Annotated in this window: 19 protein-coding genes; 6 read left to right on the top strand and 13 right to left on the bottom strand. The window is 69.9% G+C overall.

What is annotated here, in order from left to right; all coding sequences use genetic code 11:
• Positions 1–26 precede the first annotated feature (26 nt).
• A complete protein-coding gene (locus ACWFRB_RS04565; RefSeq protein ID WP_452639166.1) occupies positions 27–722 on the top strand; it encodes a FadR/GntR family transcriptional regulator in 696 nt (231 codons plus the stop codon).
• A gap of 33 nt (positions 723–755) precedes the next feature.
• Here ACWFRB_RS04565 and ACWFRB_RS04560 read toward each other — a convergent pair whose 3' ends face one another.
• Positions 756–1,841 (bottom strand): L-cysteine desulfhydrase Cds1, encoded by a 1,086-nt coding sequence (locus tag ACWFRB_RS04560; protein ID WP_136909078.1) that lies wholly within the window; start codon positions 1,839–1,841, stop codon positions 756–758.
• Between the two features lie 8 nt (positions 1,842–1,849).
• Positions 1,850–2,188, bottom strand: a complete 339-nt coding sequence (locus tag ACWFRB_RS04555; RefSeq protein WP_077040696.1) for a DUF4229 domain-containing protein — start codon at positions 2,186–2,188, stop codon at positions 1,850–1,852.
• Positions 2,189–2,350: 162 nt separating this feature from the next.
• On the opposite strand from ACWFRB_RS04555, the gene ACWFRB_RS04550 reads away from it, so the two are divergent.
• A complete protein-coding gene (locus tag ACWFRB_RS04550; RefSeq protein WP_077040695.1) occupies positions 2,351–2,563 on the top strand; it encodes a BldC family transcriptional regulator in 213 nt (70 codons plus the stop codon).
• An 18-nt stretch (positions 2,564–2,581) separates the two neighbouring features.
• On the opposite strand, the gene ligD is transcribed toward ACWFRB_RS04550, so the two are convergent.
• On the bottom strand, positions 2,582–3,556 hold the full coding sequence (gene ligD / locus ACWFRB_RS04545; RefSeq protein WP_452639164.1) for a non-homologous end-joining DNA ligase: 975 nt from the start codon (positions 3,554–3,556) through the stop codon (positions 2,582–2,584).
• Between the two features lie 143 nt (positions 3,557–3,699).
• Here ligD and ACWFRB_RS04540 point away from each other — a divergent pair, with 143 nt between their 5' ends.
• The 3 genes from ACWFRB_RS04540 to ACWFRB_RS04530 all read left to right on the top strand — a co-directional run bounded on the left by ACWFRB_RS04540 (position 3,700) and on the right by ACWFRB_RS04530 (position 5,724).
• Positions 3,700–4,182 carry a Zn-ribbon domain-containing OB-fold protein gene (locus ACWFRB_RS04540; RefSeq protein ID WP_452639162.1) on the top strand — a complete coding sequence of 161 codons (483 nt, stop codon included), beginning with the start codon at positions 3,700–3,702 and terminating at the stop codon, positions 4,180–4,182.
• A complete protein-coding gene (locus ACWFRB_RS04535; RefSeq protein WP_452639161.1) occupies positions 4,179–5,384 on the top strand; it encodes a lipid-transfer protein in 1,206 nt (401 codons plus the stop codon). The genes ACWFRB_RS04540 and ACWFRB_RS04535 overlap by 4 nt, the downstream gene beginning before the upstream one ends.
• A 136-nt stretch (positions 5,385–5,520) precedes the next feature.
• Positions 5,521–5,724, top strand: coding sequence for a hypothetical protein (locus ACWFRB_RS04530; protein ID WP_077040692.1), 204 nt, complete (start codon positions 5,521–5,523; stop codon positions 5,722–5,724).
• A 15-nt stretch (positions 5,725–5,739) separates the two neighbouring features.
• Here ACWFRB_RS04530 and ACWFRB_RS04525 read toward each other — a convergent pair whose 3' ends face one another.
• The 8 genes from ACWFRB_RS04525 to hemL form a co-directional block, all read right to left on the bottom strand.
• Entirely contained in the window at positions 5,740–7,389 is a 1,650-nt protein-coding gene (locus ACWFRB_RS04525) for an NTF2-like N-terminal transpeptidase domain-containing protein (RefSeq protein ID WP_452639160.1), read from the bottom strand.
• A gap of 149 nt (positions 7,390–7,538) precedes the next feature.
• A complete protein-coding gene (locus ACWFRB_RS04520; RefSeq protein ID WP_452639213.1) occupies positions 7,539–8,732 on the bottom strand; it encodes a MinD/ParA family ATP-binding protein in 1,194 nt (397 codons plus the stop codon).
• Positions 8,733–8,739: 7 nt separating this feature from the next.
• Positions 8,740–9,723 carry a c-type cytochrome biogenesis protein CcsB gene (gene ccsB, locus ACWFRB_RS04515; RefSeq protein WP_452639159.1) on the bottom strand — a complete coding sequence of 328 codons (984 nt, stop codon included), beginning with the start codon at positions 9,721–9,723 and terminating at the stop codon, positions 8,740–8,742.
• A 16-nt stretch (positions 9,724–9,739) separates the two neighbouring features.
• The gene (resB, locus tag ACWFRB_RS04510; protein WP_452639157.1) at positions 9,740–11,428 is read right to left on the bottom strand and encodes a cytochrome c biogenesis protein ResB; all 1,689 of its coding nucleotides are present in this window, start codon (positions 11,426–11,428) and stop codon (positions 9,740–9,742) included.
• Positions 11,425–12,258, bottom strand: coding sequence for a cytochrome c biogenesis CcdA family protein (locus ACWFRB_RS04505; RefSeq protein ID WP_452639156.1), 834 nt, complete (start codon positions 12,256–12,258; stop codon positions 11,425–11,427). The genes resB and ACWFRB_RS04505 overlap by 4 nt, the downstream gene beginning before the upstream one ends.
• Before the next feature lie 5 nt (positions 12,259–12,263).
• On the bottom strand, positions 12,264–12,857 hold the full coding sequence (locus ACWFRB_RS04500; RefSeq protein ID WP_452639155.1) for a TlpA disulfide reductase family protein: 594 nt from the start codon (positions 12,855–12,857) through the stop codon (positions 12,264–12,266).
• Complete coding sequence (locus tag ACWFRB_RS04495; protein ID WP_027500726.1) at positions 12,854–13,522, bottom strand: histidine phosphatase family protein; 669 nt, start codon at positions 13,520–13,522, stop codon at positions 12,854–12,856. Before ACWFRB_RS04495 ends, ACWFRB_RS04500 begins: the two co-directional genes overlap by 4 nt.
• A 33-nt stretch (positions 13,523–13,555) precedes the next feature.
• On the bottom strand, positions 13,556–14,887 hold the full coding sequence (gene hemL / locus ACWFRB_RS04490; RefSeq protein ID WP_452639154.1) for a glutamate-1-semialdehyde 2,1-aminomutase: 1,332 nt from the start codon (positions 14,885–14,887) through the stop codon (positions 13,556–13,558).
• 139 nt (positions 14,888–15,026) lie between these two features.
• Here hemL and ACWFRB_RS04485 point away from each other — a divergent pair, with 139 nt between their 5' ends.
• Positions 15,027–16,565 carry an ATP-binding protein gene (locus tag ACWFRB_RS04485; RefSeq protein WP_452639153.1) on the top strand — a complete coding sequence of 513 codons (1,539 nt, stop codon included), beginning with the start codon at positions 15,027–15,029 and terminating at the stop codon, positions 16,563–16,565.
• 9 nt (positions 16,566–16,574) lie between these two features.
• On the opposite strand, the gene ACWFRB_RS04480 is transcribed toward ACWFRB_RS04485, so the two are convergent.
• Both ACWFRB_RS04480 and hppD read right to left on the bottom strand, forming a co-directional pair.
• Positions 16,575–16,934, bottom strand: a complete 360-nt coding sequence (locus ACWFRB_RS04480; RefSeq protein WP_452639152.1) for a hypothetical protein — start codon at positions 16,932–16,934, stop codon at positions 16,575–16,577.
• Between the two features lie 74 nt (positions 16,935–17,008).
• A complete protein-coding gene (gene hppD, locus ACWFRB_RS04475) occupies positions 17,009–18,217 on the bottom strand; it encodes a 4-hydroxyphenylpyruvate dioxygenase (RefSeq protein ID WP_452639151.1) in 1,209 nt (402 codons plus the stop codon).
• Between the last annotated feature and the right edge of the window lie 25 nt (positions 18,218–18,242).

The following is an 18,242-nucleotide window of genomic DNA, read 5'->3' as shown; positions in this document are numbered from 1 at the left end:
CTTGTCTGACAACCTGAGGAGGTTGTGTGGTCGCGGCGCCCCGTCGAAACCTGCTCGCCGACCAGACCGCCGAGCTGCTGCTGGCGCGACTGGGCGCGGGCGAATGGGCGGTCGGCGCCAAGTTGCCGGGCGAGACCACCCTCGCGGCCGAACTCGGCGTCGGCCGATCCACCGTCCGCGAGGCGCTCCGGATGCTCTCCGGGCAGGGATTGCTGCGTTCGCGGCAGGGCGCGGGCGTCTTCGTCGAGCGCACCGAACCGCTGCCCGCCGACGGCTGGGACGAGGTGCTCCGCGCCGAGGCCATTGCCGCGGTCGTCGAGGTGCGCAACGCGATCGAGGTGGAGGCCGCTCGGTTGGCCGCGCAGCGCGCCACCGCGCGGGACGTGACGGCGATGCGGCGGGCACTCGAGCTACGCGCGGCCGCCGTGACGGCGGACCATCACGCCTTCGCCCTGGCCGACATCGCGGTCCACCGCGCGGTGGTCGCGGCCGCACACAACCGGGTCCTCAGCGAACTGTTTGAAACCTTCGTGCCACGGCTGACCGACGCGCTGGTCGAGATGATCGACCTGTTGGACCTCCGCGAGGCGGACCCGGAACCGAACTCAGACGAGCACCTCGCCCTGGTGGAGGCGATCGCGGCGGGCGACGAGGAGGCCGCGGTCCTGGTCAGCCGCGCACACCTCGGTGCGATGCTCGCGGCGGTCAGGACGCCCGGCTGACGGTGCCGATCGACGGCACCCGGCGAGGCGACGTCAGGCCGACCAGCGCCCGGTGGCCGCGAAGGCCTCCAACACCGCGGTCGGCTCGGTCAGGTCCATACCCTCGCCGCGCACCCACTCGTCGTTGAAATACGTTCCCGCGTACCGTTCCCCGCCGTCGCAGAGCAGGGTCACCACGCTGCCCGTGCGGCCTGCGGCCAGCATCTCCGCGATCACGCCGAAGGCGCCCCACACGTTGGTCCCGGTGGACCCGCCGACCCGTCGGCCGAGGACCTCGCTGACGTGCCGGGCCGCGGCGATCGACCCCGCGTCCGGCACCGGCACCATCCGGTCCACGACCTGGCCGACGAACGAGGGCTCGACCCGCGGCCTGCCGATGCCCTCGATCCGCGACGGCATCCCGGTCTCGTACGCCGCGGACGCGGTCTCGTAGCCGCCGATGAACGCGGAGTTCTCGGGATCGACCACCAGCAGCCGGGTGGCGTGCCTGCGGTACCGGATGTATCGCCCGATGGTGGCGCTGGTGCCGCCGGTGCCCGCACCGACCACGACCCAGTCCGGGATCGGATGCTGCTCGAGCGTCATCTGCTGGAAGATCGACTCGGCGATGTTGTTGTTCCCGCGCCAGTCGGTGGCCCGCTCCGCGTGGGTGAACTGGTCCATGTAGTGGCCGTTGCACTGGGACGCGAGCCTGCTCGCCTCGGCGTAGATCTCCGAAGGACGGTCGATGAAGTGGCAGCTGCCGCCCTGCGCCTCGATGAGCGCGATCTTCGCGGGGCTGGTGCTCCGCGGCATCACGGCGACGAAGTCCAGTCCCAGCAGCTTCGCGAAGTAGGCCTCGCTGACCGCGGTCGACCCCGACGACGCCTCGATCACCGTGGTGCCCTCGGTCACCCAGCCGTTGCAGATCGCGTACAGGAACAGTGACCGCGCGAGCCGATGCTTGAGGCTTCCTGTGATGTGGGTGGACTCATCCTTGAGATAGAGCTGGATGTTCCACTCGACCGGCAGCGGATAGCGCAGCAGGTGGGTGTCGGCGCTCCGCTGGGAATCGGCGTCGATCAGCCGAACCGCGTTGTCCACCCAGTCCCGTGGCGCGCTGTGGTCGACGACCCCCATCGCGGCGGTCACTTACGGCCGTCTGCGTCACCGGATCCGTCGCCGCGCAGCTTGGCCCGCAGATCGTCGCGGTCCGCCCGGCGCTGGGCATCCACCGCGGAGATCTCCTCGTTGACCCTGGTACGCAGCTTGCCGAACAGCACGAGCGAGAGCGGCAGCGCGATGATCACCGCGAAGATCAGCGCCACGAGCAGCGGCACGTCCACGTTCAGCAGCGCACTGACCCCGAGGATGATCGCCGCGATCAGGACGACGAGGCCCAGCCGGGCCACGGTGTACAGACCGAGGTCCCGCGCCAGCGAGCGTTTGGCGTTCGACGGGGCGGGGTTCTGCGAGGAATCAGTCACCCTCCCAGGTTACCGACCCGCCTGTCACCGGCCCCGGGTGCCGGACTTATCCGATTTGCGAATTACCTCCGCTTTACCAAATCGGGATCGTTCGAGTACCCGGGGCACCGGGTGCCAGGATGTCCGCACGTTCGTACCGCACAAGCGCATGGAGGATTCTCGATGAGCGCCCCGTCGTTCCGCGCCGCCCAGGAATCGCTGCTGACCCCGGGTCAGGTTGCCGCCCTGTTCCACGTCGACCCGAAGACGGTCACCCGATGGGCTCATGCCGGACGCCTCGGCTCCCTGCGCACCCCCGGCGGTCACCGCCGATTCCGCGAGTCCGAGGTGATGGAGCTGCTGCAGTCGCTGACCACCGAGGCCACCACCCGCTGACCGAACGCGCCCACCGCCTCACGCCCGCTCGGGTTCCGGCGGAACGGCCACACCCTCGCGCGCATCACGCTCGGCCCACTCGAGCAGCGGCGAGATGTCGAACGTCGCGTCGTCGATCCCCTTGTGCAGGTCGCCGAACTCGGCGAATCGAGCGGGCATCGTGTCGATCGTGAAGTCCTCGGGCCGCGCATCGTCGACCTCGTCCCAGCGCAGCGGCGCCGACACCCGCGCATCCGGGACACCGCGCACCGAGTACGCCGCGGCCATCGTGTGGTCGCGGGCGTTCTGGTTGTAGTCGACGAACAGCGCCGCCGGGTCCCGATCCTTGCGCCACCAGGTCGTGGTCACCTCCTCCGGCGCGCGCCGCTCGACCTCCCGGGCGAACGCCAGCGCCGCCAGCCGGACGTCACCGAAACCGTGGTCCGGCGCGATCCGGACGTAGACGTGCAGGCCTCGCCCGCCCGACGTCTTCGGCCATCCGGTCGCGCCGATCTCGTCGAGCACCTCGTGCACGACGGCCGCGACGCGGCGCACCCGGCCGAAATCGCACTCCGGCATCGGATCCAGGTCGATCCGCCACTCGTCGGGCTTCTCTGTGTCACCGCGACGACTGTTCCAGGGATGGAACTCGACCGTACTCATCTGCACCGCCCAGGCGACGGCGGCCAGTTCGGTCACGCACAGCTCGTCGGCATACCTGTCGTAGCGCGGGAAATGCAGGCGGACCGTCTCCAGCCAGGACGGCGCGCCGCGCGGGATCCGCTTCTGGTGCACCTTCTCCCCCGCCAGCCCCTCGGGGAACCGGTGCAGCATGCACGGCCGTTCGTACAGCGCGCGCACGATGCCGTCACCGACGGACAGGTAGTACTCGACGAGGTCGAGCTTTGTCGCCCCGGTTGCGGGAAAATAGACGCGATCCGGGTTCGAGACACGCACCACCCGGCCGTCGACCTCGATCTCGACGGCCGGACTCCCGCCCTTGCCGGCAGCCATGGTTCACAACGTATCCGGATCGGACGCCCGCTGGGCGGGATCTCGCCCTCGACATCGCCGATCCCGTGCGATACTGCAACACGTTCTACTTCGGGGCACCGGTCCCGACCCTCCGATCAGGCTCGACAGCAGATGAGGTTTGCATGAGCGACACCGCCACACAGGCCGCCGGCGACAGCGTCACACCAGCGGTAGCGGGCTGGTTCACCACCGGCCCGGCACCGGCCCTGATCGGCACCTCGTGCCAGTCGTGCGGCACGATCTCGTTCCCGCGGGAGACCACCTTCTGCAAGAACCCGGCCTGCTCGGGCGAGGAGTTCGAGGACGTCGAGCTCTCCCGCCACGGCAAGGTGTGGTCGTACACCGACGCCCAGTACCAGCCGCCTGCCCCGTACATCCCTGCCACCGACCCGTACGTGCCGTTCGCACTGGCCGCGGTCGAGCTGCCGGAGGGCCTCGTCGTGCTCGGACAGGTTGCCGAGGGCTTCGGCGTCGACGACCTGAAGGTCGGCGACGACGTCGAGCTGGTCGTCGAGCCGCTCTACACGGACGAGACCGGCGTGCGCACCACCTGGCGCTGGAAGCCGACCACCACCGACACGAACGCGAACGGAGCACAGGCATGAGCGGCGCAGGATCCAACAACGACGTCGCCATCCTCGGCGTGGGGATGCACCCCTGGGGCAAGTGGGGCCAGTCGTTCGTGAAGTACGGCGTCGCGGCGGCCAGGGCTGCCCTCGCCGACTCCGGCGTGAACTGGCAGGACGTCGACTTCATCGTCGGCGGCGAGACCGTCCGCAACGGCTACGGCGGCTACGTCGCGGGCGCGACCTTCGCCCAGGCCCTCGGCTGGAACGGCGCCCGCGTCGCCACCTCGTACGCCGCGTGCGCGACCGGCGCCCAGGCGCTCGACACCGCCCGCGCCCGGATCCTGGCAGGCCTGTCCGACGTCGCCCTCGTTGTCGGCGCCGACACCACGCCGAAGGGCTTCCTGGCACCGGTCGCGGGCGAGCGCTGGGACGACCCGGACTGGCTGCGGTTCCGCCTGATGGGCATGACCAACCCGGCATACTTCGCGCTCAACGCGCGCCGCCGCATCGACCTCTACGGCGCGACCCAGGAGGACTTCGCGGCCGTCAAGGTCAAGAACGCGCGCCACGGTCTGAACAACCCCAACGCCCGCTACCGCAAGGAGGTCACGGCGGCCGACGTGCTGGCCTCCCCCGTGGTGTCCAACCCCCTGCACCTGCTGGACATCTGCGCGACCTCCGACGGCGGAGCGGCGATCATCCTCACCTCGATGGAGTACGCCCGCAAGATGGGCATCGCGGAACCGGTTCGGATCAAGGCGATCTCGACCGTCACGCCGACGTTCCCGCAGACCATCATGGACATGCCGAACTTCTCCACCGACTCGGCCTCCGCGGTGCCCGCTCCGGAGCGGACCTTCAAGGAGTCGATCGGCTACGCGGCGTACGAGGAGGCAGGCATCTCTCCGGAGGACGTCGACGTCGCCGAGGTCTACGACCTGGCCACCTCGGTCGAGCTGGACTGGATCGAGGACCTCGCGCTGTGCAAGCGCGGCGAGGCCGAGCACCTGCTGCGTGCGGGCGAGACCACCATCGGCGGTCGGATCCCGGTCAACCCGTCCGGCGGCCTGGCCTGCTTCGGCGAGGCCGTGCCCGCCCAGGCGCTGGCGCAGGTCTGCGAGCTCACCTGGCAGCTGCGCGGACAGGCAGAGGGCCGTCAGGTCGAGGGCGCCCGCATCGGCATCACGGCGAACCAGGGCCTGTTCGGCCACGGCTCCTCGGTGATCGTCTCGGCCTGACATCACACGCCTGTCACGAACGGGCGGTCATCGGAGCATCGGTCGACAGACCTGCCCGGCGACCGCCCGTTCGTGCGTTCGGACAATGGTGCCGCCGCGCCGTGACGCGGCTACGCTCGAATCAAGGAGGTGCGTCGTGATCTATCTGGTGACGCTGATAGCGCTGGTGATACTGGCGGTGCTGTTGTGGAAGGCCTTCGGCCCCGACACCTCCGCGCCGCCCGCGGGACGTGTTCTCGGTCCGGACGACGACCCGGAATTCTTGTGGCGGATGAACCGTCGGGCCCACCCCACCACGGGCGAGAACCCCGAGAGCGGCCCGGTCGACCCCAAGGAGTGAACCGGACGCGACGGATCAGGGAGTCGGCGGCTTCGCCATCTCCTTGAACAGCTTGCTCGTCATCTTCACGGCCTGGTCCGAGCCGTCCGCGTCCTTGACGAAGACGGCGAACGCCAGATCGCCCTTCGCCCCGTAGAACCACCGGTCGTCCTCGAACGAGCCGGTCATCCCGATGAGGTCGCCCTGCTCGGCCAGCATCGAGGCGGGCCCGCGGTGCACGTTCTCCCACATCATCGCGCGAAGCCGGTCGTTCACCTCGCGCGGCATCGGTGCCGGCGACTGGTCTGTGGTGGCCGGCTGACCTGCGGCGACCACCGGCACCGCGGTCGATCCGCGGGCGACCGAGGCCGCGACAAGAGCCATTCCGAGCGGGCTGACCTTCGCCTGCTCGTCCGTGTCGGGTCCCGGCGCCGTCCGCATGAGGTTGGCGCCCTTACCGTCGAGGTCGTCGGTCCGCTGTTCGAGGCCGGGCATCTTGTAGTCCATGCCGAGGCCGAGCTGGCGGGCGGCGTCCCGGATGTCGATGTTCTGCGCGGTCGCCGCGGCGCCGACGAGATCGAAGGCCGACCCGGCCGGGAACTGCCCGGTGAACGCCACCGGCCCCATCTCCGCGGCCTGATTGTTCTGGGTGACCGCCAGCACCGCTCCCGTCGAGGGCTGCATCATCACGATGACGGCGGGCGTGCCGACGCTGACCACCGCCTCCTCCGCGGCCAGCTGCACCCGCGGGTCGAGGGTGGACCGGATGTCGGGCCCCGGCGGCCCCTGGAAACCGGTCTGCCGAATCAGCGTGCCGTCGGGGTCGACCGCATGCACCGCCCAACCCGCGGTCGCGTCGCGGTTGAGCTGCCAGACATTGCGCATGGTGTCGACCATCGGCCCGGAGACCCGTCGGTCGTTGCTGATCAGCTTGAATCGCTGATCGATGACGACGCCGGGGACGGCCCGCAGGTCGTCCTCGAGCACCGCGAAGTCGTCGTCGCGCAGGCTCACCGCGGTGATCCGCTGGCCCGGCGTCGCGGCCAGTTCCTGCATCAACGTGGGCCCGGTGATGAGCGGCGCGACCGGCTCGATGACCTTGGCCAGCCTGTTCGTGCTGAGCACCGCGTCGGGCATGGCGGCGGGGTCGAGGGTGACCGTGTTGATGCGCTGCTCGGTCATCATCAGGTTCCCCGCGATGTCGAACACCCGCGGGGGCGCGGCGTCCGTGCGGTCGTAGCGGAGGGTCCGACCTTGCCCCAGCCCAGGCGCGAGGGTCTGCGGTTGCCACGAGACCCGCCAGCCGATGCTGAGCTTCCTGACGCGGCCATCGATGTTGTACTGCCAGTTCTTGCCGTCGCCGAAGCTCCAGTCCGCGGTCGCGTTGAAGATCCCGGCGTCGTCACCGAGCGGGATGTACTGGTTGACGTCGAACGTGGCCTTCTCGGCGTGCAGGCCGTCGAAGGCCTGGGTGATGGCCGCCTCGGCCGCCGCCGGGTACGAGGTCAACTCGGCGGCCTCCCCGAAGTCGCCCTCGGTGAGGGCGGCGGCGAAGCGCTCGACCACGGATTCGGGGTCGGTCTTGGGCCCGTCGAAGAACCCGCTGACCACCCCGACCGCAAGGGAGAGCGCCGTGGCCAAGGCAATGCCGTTCCACATCCGAAGCTTGTGCCGGACCGCGCGCATGTTCCGATCATCCGCCCGAAGACCGTTATCGCAGCGAACACGGGGTCACAAGTCCGCCACAGTTGGGTGACGTTGCGCGAACGCTGAGGCTGACGTTCAGGGTTGGATCACGCGATGCTCACGGTCCGATCACGAGCAAATCGCCTGCGTCAGAGGCGATCCTGCATCGCGAAGCTCGACATCGGAAAGTCCGCGGCGACCGCGGCGGCCAGTTCGAGCAGGGCGTTCCTCGTCTGCGGGCGGAGCCGGTCGAGGTCGATCTCGGCGCCCTCCTCGAGGTGCGGGTCGAACGGGATCAGGCGCACGGCCCGGCAGCGCTGCTCGAAGTGCTCGACGACCTTCGCGAGGTCCACCTTGCCCGACCGCGGCCGCACGGCGTTGACCACCGCCACCGACTTGCTCACCAGATCCGCGTAGCCGTGCGCGTCGAGCCAGTCCAGCGTCGCCGACGCGCTGCGGGCGCCGTCGACGGAGCCCGAGCTCACCACGACCAGCGAGTCGGCCTCCTCGAGGATGGTCTGCATCGCCGAGTGCATGAGTCCGGTGCCGCAATCGGTCAGCACGATCGAGTAGAACTTCTCGAGCATGTCGATGGTCGTCGAGTAGTCCTCGGCGCTGAAGGCCTCGGAGACGGCCGGGTCGCTGTCCGAGGCGAGCACCTCGAGGCGATGCGCGCTCTGCGAGGTGTACCCGCGGACGTCGCTGTACTTCTCGATGCTGTCGGCGTCGCGCAGCAGGTTGCGCACGGTCGCGGGTGTCTCGAGCGGGATCTTCTGGCTCAGGGTGCCGCGGTCCGGGTTCGCGTCGACCGCGATCACCCGGTCACCGCGCAGCGAGGAGAACGTGGACCCGAGCGTCGCGGTCGTGGTGGTCTTGCCGACGCCGCCCTTGAGGCTGAGCAGCGCGATCTTGTAGCAGCCCTGCAGCGGCTGGTTGACCTGTTTGGTCAGCTCGAGGCGCCGCTGCTCCTTGGCGCTGTTCCCGACGTTGATGTACCGGCCCGACAGTTGGTAGAGCGCCCTGCGCCACCCCGCGGTCGGAGCCGGCTTGACCTGCTTGAGCAACAGCGACGTCGACAGGTCACGGGCCGAGACGACGTGATGCCGCTCGGGCGCCTGCTGGGCTGCCGACTGCCCGGCCTGCGCGAACGGATCCGGCGCCTGGACGGGACGGACCGGCGCGGACGGACCGGCCGGCTCCGTCGCCTCCGGACTCACGGACTCCCACGAACCGACGTTGTTCTGCGCCACGGCGGCACTCCCCCTGTTGCTGACTTCCCCCCGGACTCGCCCCAGCGCCGAGTCCGCGCTGGACAATAGCAGGCCGCGCGGTCTGGTTCCTATCGGAGAATCAGTTGAGACCGGCGTAGGAGTGCAGGCCGGAGACCACCATGTTGATGATGAACAGGTTGAACAGCATGGCGACGAAACCGGCGATGTTGATCCACGCGGCCCTGGTGTCCCGCCAGCCTGAGGTCGCCCGCGCGTGCAGGTAGGCGGCGTAGATCACCCAGGCGATGAAGGACACCGTCTCCTTGGGATCCCAGCCCCAGAACCGGCCCCACGCCGCTTCCGCCCAGATCGCGCCGAGGATCACGCCCGCACCGAACAGCGGGAAGGCGATGATCGTGGTCTTGTAGGCCAGCCGGTCGAGGGTCTGCGCGTCGGGCAGTCGCTCGGCGACCTTGCCCCAGAAGCCGTCGCTCTCCTCGCCCTTCGGCTGTCGCATCCGGAGCAGGAACATCAGGCTCGCGACGCCGGAGACCAGGAAGATGCCGCTGCCGGTGGCCACGATGGTGACGTGGATGGGCAGCCAGAACGACCGCAGCGCAGGCACGACGGGTGCGGCGTCCGCGTACAGGACGGTCGCGGCCATGAACATCAGCGGGATCACCACGACGATCACGAACACCCAGAGCGAGCGGTAGGTCTGCTTGCGCAGCAGCACCAACCCCATCAGCATCGCGGCCGCGGTCGCCATCGTGACGAACTCGTACATGTTGCCGAGCGGGAACCTGTCGGTGGCGAAGCCGCGCAGCACGATCGAGCCGATGTGCAGCGCGACGCCGACGAACAGCAGCGCGAGCGCCATGTTGCCGAGCCGCTCGGACCACGGCTTGCGCGGCGCCTCGACCACCTTGCCCGGCACGGACGGCGCCGCGGGCGCGGCGACGCCACCGGCGGCCACCAGCTCGCGGGCCTCGCGGGCCTGGACCTCGTTCGCCCGCGCTGTCGCGTACTGGGCGATCAGCAGCACAAAGGCAAGGACGTAGATCGCGAACGCAGACTCGAACGCCCAGTCGCTGTACTGGGCAATGGTCTCGTTGATCGGCATGGTTCTCTCCTGCGCCTCAGGCGCGGTTCTCCGAGGTGGTCTTCGCGGTCTGTAGGTCCGCGAGCAGACGGCTGCTCAGCCGGTCGAACTCGTCGCCCCAACCGGCCTGGTCGGTGCGGGCGAGCCCACCCAGCTCTACTACGGTACGTCGTCGATGCGGATCCAATGTATCCGACACCGTGTCGGCATCTGATTCGGCCGGGTACACCCGCACCCAGATCCGACGCCGCTTGATCAGCAGCGACACCAGCAGGCCCGCCATCATCGAGATCGCGAACACCAGCACCCACTGCTGCGCGGGGTCGTGCGAGACCTGGAGGTTGACGAATTCCCTGGCCCCGTCGAACTGCACCTTGGTGCCGTCCGGCAAGGTCGCGCTCTCGCCCGGCCGCAGGTTGACCCGGTCCTGCTTGGCCATCCGGCCCTGGTTGACGAGCTCCTTGCTGAGCGAGAACAGCGACTGGGGGTTGCCGGTGTCGAGCCCGGTGTCGCCCTTGTAGATGTCGATCGCGACGGCCGGATCGGTCATGGCCGGGAAGCTCGACGCCAGCAGGTTGCCGTGGAACAGCGCGGTCGGGGCGAACAGCCCCTCGATGCCGATCTGGTTCTTTCGGCGCTCCGCCGGATCGGGGTACATGCCGCCCGGCGGGTCGAACCGCATCGCCCCGCTGGAGAGGAAGGTGGTCGCGTCGTCGGGGCGCCACTGCAGCGTCTCGGTGCGCGTCTCCCCGTTCGGGAAGGTCACGGTGAACGTCGGCGCGTAACCATGGCCCTGCAGGTACACCCGGTCGCCCGCGACCCGCAGCGGATGGTTCACCTGCAGCCGGTCCTCGCGCCAGGTGTTGTTCGCCAGGTCGTCGCCCGCCTGGTACTCGATGTTGGAGGTGAACATCTCGGCCTGGCCGTTGTCCAGGTAGTCGGCCTTGAAGTCCTTGACCTTCACACACAGCGGCGTCATGCCGGTGCCGTCCTGGGTGTTGCCTGCCCGGAACGAGTCGAACACCGCGGGTGAGGTGGTGCAGAAACCGGGGCCGCTGTCGGCGATCACCACGACGTTGCCCTCGTAGCCGACCAGCTTCCCGATGGCGATCGCGGCCAGCAGGCCGACCAGCGACAGGTGGAAGAGCAGGTTGCCCGCCTCGCGCAGGTAGCCCTTCTCCGCCGACACCGTGACCTCGCCCGGCCGGCCGGCGCGCAGCTCGTCGCCGGTGCGGGTGACCGTGCGCCAGCCGCGCAGCTGCCCGCGGACCAGGGCCGCGACGGCCGCCGGCTCGTCGGCGACGGTGACCTCGGCATGGTGCGGGAGCCGGGCCAGGTTGCGCGGCGCCACGACCGGCTTGGTGCGCAGCGCCTTGTAGTGCTCCCAGCACCGGGGCATGATGCAGCCGACCAGCGACACGAACAGCAGCACGTACACGGCGGTGAACCAGAAGCTGCCGAACACGTCGAACAGTTCCAGCTTGTCCATCAGCGGACCGAGGGTGGGCCGGTTCGCGATGTACTCGTCGACCTTGCCCGCGTTCAGGCTGCGCTGCGGCAGCAGCGCGCCGGGGATGGCCGCGAACGCCAGCAGGAACAGCAGCACCAGCGCGGTCCGCATGGAGGTGAGGCCGCGCCAGGTGTTGCGCACCAGCGCGACACCCCGTCCTGCGAGGGACTGGCGCCGCGGCGGCGTCGAGGCCTGCCTGTCTTCTGTCACCGTCATATCGGCAACGTCACCTCCGAGATGAACGCGTCACGAACCCAACCAACGAAGACGTCCCATGCGCCGGTGACCAGGGCGACGCCCACCGCCACCAGCATCAGGCCGCCGAAGATCTGGATGGCGCGCGCATTGCGGCGCAGCCAGCCCACCCCGCGCAACGCGCTCACCGAGCCGAACGCCAGGATCACGAACGGCAGCCCGAGGCCGATGCAGTACGCCACGATCAGGGCAACGCCCCGCGCGGCGGTCGCACCCTCGGTGCCCGCCGCCACGGACAGCACCCCGGCCAGGGTCGGACCGAGGCACGGCGTCCACCCGAGCCCGAACACGCCCCCGAGCAGCGGCGCGCCGATCAGCCCTGACACCCGCCGCGGCTCGAAGCGGACGTCCCGCTGCAGCGCGGGCACCAGTCCGATGAACACCAGGCCCATCGCGATGGTGATCACGCCACCGACCCGCTGCAACACGTCGCGGTTGACGGTGAGGGCGGAGATCAGGCCGAACACCGATGCGGTCGCCAGCACGAAGACCACGGTGAACCCGAGCACGAACAGCCCGGCGGCGCCCGCGACGCGCAGTCGCGCGGCGGACCTGGCCTCGGTCTCGGTCTTGAGGGCGCCGGCCTCGGCCGTCGTCACCGCGGGTGCGTCCGCGCCGACGATCCCGGCGAGGTAGGACAGGTAGCCGGGAACCAGCGGCACCACACACGGCGAGGCGAAGGACACCAGTCCCGCGAGCATGCAGGCGCCGAGGGCCAGCAGCAGCGGCCCGGAGGCCGCCGTGTTGCCGAAGGTCTCACCGATCCCGGCGGCCAGGACGGCGTCGTTCATGGTGCTCACTGTTCCCGCGCAACCCTCTCCACCACTGGCTGGAGGTCCTCAGCCAGCAACGCCTTGAGGAACACCGCCGCGACCCGGTGCTCCTTGTCGAGCACCAGGGTGGACGGGATGACGCTCGTCGGGAACTTGCCACCGAGCGCGGTCAGGGTGCGCATCGACGGGTCGTAGACCGACGGATAGCCGACCTTGTTGTCGGTGACGAAGTCCTGGGCCTTGTCCTGCTGCAGGTCCCGCACGTTGATGCCGAGGAAGGCGACGCCGAGGTCCTTGGTGCTCTCGTAGACCTTCTCGAGGTCGTCGGCCTCGCCGCGGCACGGTCCGCACCACTGACCCCAGAGGTTGATGACCACCGGTTGGCCCTCGAAGTCCGACAGCGACGTGGTCTTGCCCTCGACCATGAGGTCGGGCCCGGAGATGTTGCCGATGGTGCCGCGTTCGCTCGGCGGGTCGTAGAAGATCTCCGTCTGCCCGCCGGGCGAGACGAAGTCGAACGTGCCACCCTGCGCGACGGCGTCGGTGCCGGTGCCGCAGCCGGCGGTGACGGCGGCGACCGCCAGCACCGCGGCCGCCACCCGGACGACGCGCCTCATGCCCCGGTCACCCTCGGATCGGATGCGCCCGCGGGCTCCGAGTAGACGATGTCGACCAGGGTGTCGCCCTCGTAGACCAGCGAGGTCAGCGAGGCCAGTCCGCACTGGCGGTGCCGCGGGTCGTGCCAGAGCCGCTCGCCCTGCAGGAACCGGCGCAGCGTCCACACCGGCAGCTGATGGCTGACGCACACGGCCTCGTGCCCGACGGCGGCGACGCGCGCGGTGTTGACCGCGGCGAGCATGCGGTGCGCGATCTGCAGGTACGGCTCGCCCCAGGACGGGGTGAACGGGTCGCGCAGCTTCCACCAGTGCCGCGGCCTGCGCAGGGCACCGTCGCCGACCGAGACCTTGAGCCCCTCGAAGTCGTTGCCCGCCTCGATCAGGTTGTCGTCGGTGACGAGGGTCAGCCCGTGTTCGCCCGCGATCGGCGCCGCGGTCTCCTGCGCGCGCTGCAGCGGCGAGGCCACCACGTGGGTGATGTCGTGCCCGGCGAGCACCGAGGCGACCGTGCGGGCCTGCGCCTGACCGGTCACGGACAGCCGGTAGCCGGGCAGCCTGCCGTACAGGATGCCCTTCGGGTTGTGCACCTCGCCGTGGCGAAGGACGTGCACGATGGTGCGCGACTCGGCGGGGTCGGGCGTCGGCGTCTGCTGCAGGGTGCTCACGTGGTTTGGCTCCGTGATGTAGGGGTGCGGGGTCTAGGTGGTGGGTGCCTGCGCGGCGGCAGCCGCCTTGGCTGCGGCCGGCAACGCGGCGGCGATTCGGTCGAAAGCGGCGTCGTCGAGGGCCGCGGAAACGAACCAGGCCTCGAAGGCGCTCGGGGGTGCGTAGACGCCCCGCGAGAGCAGCGCATGGAAGAAGGCGGGGAAGCGCCAGGTGTCGCTCGCCTTCGCCTCCGCGTAGTTGGTGACCGGACGGTCGGCGAAGAACACGCTCACCATGGTGCCTGCAAATTGCACCTGGTGCCGCACGCCCGCCTCGGTGAGGGCGTCGCCCAGCAGCCTGCCGAGGGTCGCGGAGTTGCGTTCGAGGGCGTCGTACACGCTCTGATCTGCGGCGCGGAGGCTCGCGAGACCGGCGGCGACGGCGACGGGATTCCCGGACAGGGTGCCCGCCTGGTACACCGGGCCCGCGGGCGCGAGGTGGCCCATCACGTCGGCGCGGCCGCCGAACGCCGCGGCGGGCAGTCCGCCGCTCATCACCTTGCCGAAGGTCACCAGGTCGCCCGCGACGCCGTCGATCCCGTACCAACCGGCCGAGCTGACGCGGAAGCCGGTCATCACCTCGTCCATGATCAGCAGCGCGTCGTGCGCGGTGCAGAGCCGGCGAAGGCCCTCGTTGAACCCGGGCTTCGGCGCGACGGCGCCCATGTTGCCCGCCGCGGCCTCGGTGATGACGCACGCGATCTGCTGCGGGTTCGCGGCGAAGGCCTGCGCGACCGCGTCCAGGTCGTTGTAGGGCAGCACGATCGTGTCGGAGGCCTGCGCGCCGGTGACGCCGGGCGAGGTGGGCAGCCCGAGGGTGGCGACGCCGGAACCCGCGTCGGCGAGCAGGGCGTCCACGTGGCCGTGATAGCAGCCGGAGAACTTGATGATCTTGGTGCGGCCGGTGAACCCGCGGGCCAGCCGGACCGCGCTCATGGTGGCCTCGGTGCCGGAGTTGACGAGGCGGACCTGCTCGACGGGACCGACCCGGTCGACGATCGCCTCGGCGAGCTCGATCTCACCCTCGGTGGGGGCACCGAACGAGAGCCCGGTGGTCGCGGCCTTCTGCACGGCCTCGACGACCGCCGGGTGCGCGTGCCCGAGGATCATCGGTCCCCACGAGCAGATGAGGTCGACGTAGTCGTTGCCGTCCACATCGGTGAGCGTGCAGCCGGACGCCTTGGCGATGAAGCGGGGGGTGCCGCCCACCGATTGGAAGGCCCGCACCGGGGAGTTGACGCCCCCGGGGATGACGGCGCCTGCCCGCTCGAAGAGCTGCGCGGAGGTGCTGGCGGGCTGAAAAGAGGCGCTGGTGGGAGCAGTCACGGCCTCCAGTGTCCCAGTTGTCGAGATTTTGCCAACGACAGGGTGTAGGAGGGGAGCCTGTGACACCCCGGAGACACCGCGGAGGGACCGACATCCCGGCCTATCGGACACCCGAAGTCGTGATGCCAGGATGTTCGGCATGGAACCCACGCTGGACGCATTGCAGGATCACCGACACGAGCTCTACGAACGCTTCGCGGTCGCACAGGTGGCCGTGTCCGCCGACGGCCGGGAGGTGTCCTTCATGGGCCCGATCGAGATCGGTGTCGAGGTCGGCGGGTTCGCGGTGATCGAGTTCGAGGGCGCGCGCCGCGTCGCGGTCCAGGTGCGGGAGGTCCGCATGGTCGAACGCGAGGGACCCCAGCTCGACTTCACCGTGCGCGACCAGATGGCGGAGCTCGGTGTCGTCGCGGCCAGCGTCCGACCGCTGATGCGCTCGCTCGGCGGATCCGCGACCACGCTCGGCGAGTTCGACGGCGACTTCTTCCTGGAGCGGCGTGCGGTCGAGCCGTTCGGTGAACGCCCGATCCGGCCCGCGACGGAGGACGAGGTCGCCTTGATCGCCGAGGGCCTCACCGGGACGGCGGCCGCCATCGAGATCGGGGTGCTGAGGCAGGCGCCGAGCGTCCCGGCCACGCTGCGGTCGACGGGGTTCGCGCGACACACCTTCATGTGCGGGCAGTCCGGCTCGGGCAAGACCTACACCACGGGTGGCCTGCTCGAGCGACTGCTCGGCTCGACCGAGCTGCCGATCGTGGTGCTCGACCCGAACTCCGATCACGTGTTCCTCGGCTCCTGCGACCCCGAGGACTCCTCGCCCGCCGCCGAGCGCCACCGTGAGGTCGCGTCGGGCGTGCACGTGGCGCGGGCGCGCGGCAACGGCGCCGAACACACGCTGTGCCTGGACTTCAGCGACCTCGACCTCGACATCCAGGCACTGCTGCTGCGGATGGATCCGATCTGCGACCTCGACGACTTCCGCGCACTGCGCCAGGTCACCGCGACGCTGACGGCGCCGTACTCCGTCGACGACCTGGAGGCCGCGGCCGCCGCGCACCACGACACCGAACGGCTCGCGGCCCGGATCGGCAACCTCCGGATCGGCGAGTGGGACCTGTGGCGCCGCGACGGCGAGCGCTCGGCCGTCGAGTACGACGTGAGCCGCGCGCGCTGCGTCGTCGTCGACGTCGGGAGCCTGTCGCGGCCGGACGAGCGGACCGCGGTCGCACTGGCGATCCTCGGCAGGCGGTGGGCGGGCCGCCGGGACCGCGAGCCGGTGCTGCTCGTCATCGACGAGGCACACAACGTGCTGCCCGCCACCACCGAGGACCCGCTGCTGGCGGCGACCGCCGAACTCGGCGCGCTGATCGCAGGCGAGGGCCGCAAGTTCGGCCTGCACCTGTTCGTCGCCACCCAGCGGCCGGGCAAGGTGCACCCGAACGTGGTCTCGCAGTGCGACAACCTGGTGTTGATGCGGATGAACGGCGCCGCCGACATCGAGGACCTGAGCACCCTGTTCTCACACGTGCCCGCGCCGATGCTGCACCGCGCGACCGGGTTCGGGCTCGGTCAGGCGCTGTTCGCCGGGCCGATCGCGCCGGTGCCGCTGCTCGCCCAGGTGGGTACCCGGGTCAGTCCCGAGGGCGGCGGCGACGTGCCGACGACCTGGGCGGGGTGAGGTCCGGACTCAGAAGACCGGGCTGGGGCCGTCCACGATCAGGCCGTGGCAGACGCCGGTCGGCAGGCAGACCTCGTTGATCCGGACCATCCCGATCCGGGCGCCGTCGACGAGCCGGTAGAAGGAGAAGTTCCTGCCGTCGATGCTGTGCGCGCGGACGCCGGGCACCGAGGTGAAGTCCTTGTTGGTGTTCAGCACGTCGTCCTCGGTGAGTACCGGGTTGACCTGGTACTCGGTGTGACTGCCGTCGACCAGCAAGGTGTACGGGGCGGCGGATGCCGCGGGGGCGGCCGTGGCCGTCGCGGCCGTACCGGCGGCGATGGCGATTGCTCCGAGTGATCCGGCAACGATGCGGGTGACTGAGCTCATAAGTACTCGATAGAACACGACTAGTGCACAGTTCGCCAGCGCAACGAGTACCGATCCGGTCACGGCCGTCCGGACTAGAGGTTTCCGCGCGCCGCCTGCTCGCGCTCGATCGACTCGAACAGGGCCCGGAAGTTGCCCTTGCCGAAGCCGAGCGAGCCGTGCCGCTCGATCAGCTCGAAGAACAGGGTCGGCCGGTCACCGAGCGGCTTGGTGAAGATCTGCAGCAGGTAGCCGTCCTCGTCCCGGTCCACCAGCACGCCGCGGCGTTTGAGTTCCGCGACGGGCACCCGCACCCGACCGATCCTGGCCCGCAGCTCGGGGTCGTCGTAGTAGGCGTCGGGTGTGTCAAGGAACTCGACGCCCTCCGCGCGCAGCGCATCGACCGTGCGCAGGATGTCGCTGGTCGCCAGGGCGAGGTGCTGGCAGCCGGGTTCGCCGTAGAACTCGAGGTACTCGTCGATCTGCGACTTCTTCTTTCCCGGCGCAGGCTCGTTGAGCGGGAACTTGACCCGATGGTTGCCGTTCGCGACGACCTTGGACATCAGCGCCGAATACTCGGTGGCGATGTCGTCGCCGACGAACTCGGCCATGTTGGTGAAGCCCATGACCCGGTTGTAGAAGCGGACCCAGTGATCCATCCGGCCCATCTCGACGTTGCCGACGGCGTGGTCGAGCGCCTGGACGAGACGCTCGGGCGCACCGGGGCGACGGACGAATCCCGAACTGCGCGGGGCGAATCCGGGCAGGTACACCCCGTCGTAGCGACTGCGGTCGACGAGCGTGTGTCGGGTGCTGCCGTAGGTGGCGATGGCGGCGCGGCGCACCGTGCCGAACTCGTCGGTGACGTCGTGCGGCTCCTCGAGCACGGTGGCGCCCTGCGACCTCGCCCGCTCGATGCAGCGGTCCACGTCGAGCACCTCCAGCGCCAGGTCGACCACGCCGTCGCCGTTTCGGCGGTGCCGATCGGCGAGCGGACTGTCGGGACTGACCGCCCCCTCGAGGACGAACCGGACGGAACCGGACTCGAGCACGAACGACTTGCGGTCGCGCTGACCGGTTTCCGGCCCCGCGTACGCGACCAGGGTCATGCCCCAGGTCGAGACGAAGTAGTGGGCGCTCTGGGTGGCGTTGCCGCAGACGAACACCACCGCGTCCATCCCGACCACGGGGAAGGGATCGGCCGCGTCGTCGTGTTCGACCAGCCCGACGAGCCGGTGCAGATCGTTCGCGCGCAGGTGCGCGGCGCGCTCGCGCGGGGTCAACCGAATGTCCGCGATGGTCATGATTTCACTGTGACCTCGGCCCCTC

Source organism: Rhodococcus sp. NPDC055112, from assembly GCF_053607505.1.
The sequence above is the reverse complement of the archived record's forward strand: the minus strand, read 5'-3'. Positions and strand labels throughout refer to the sequence as shown.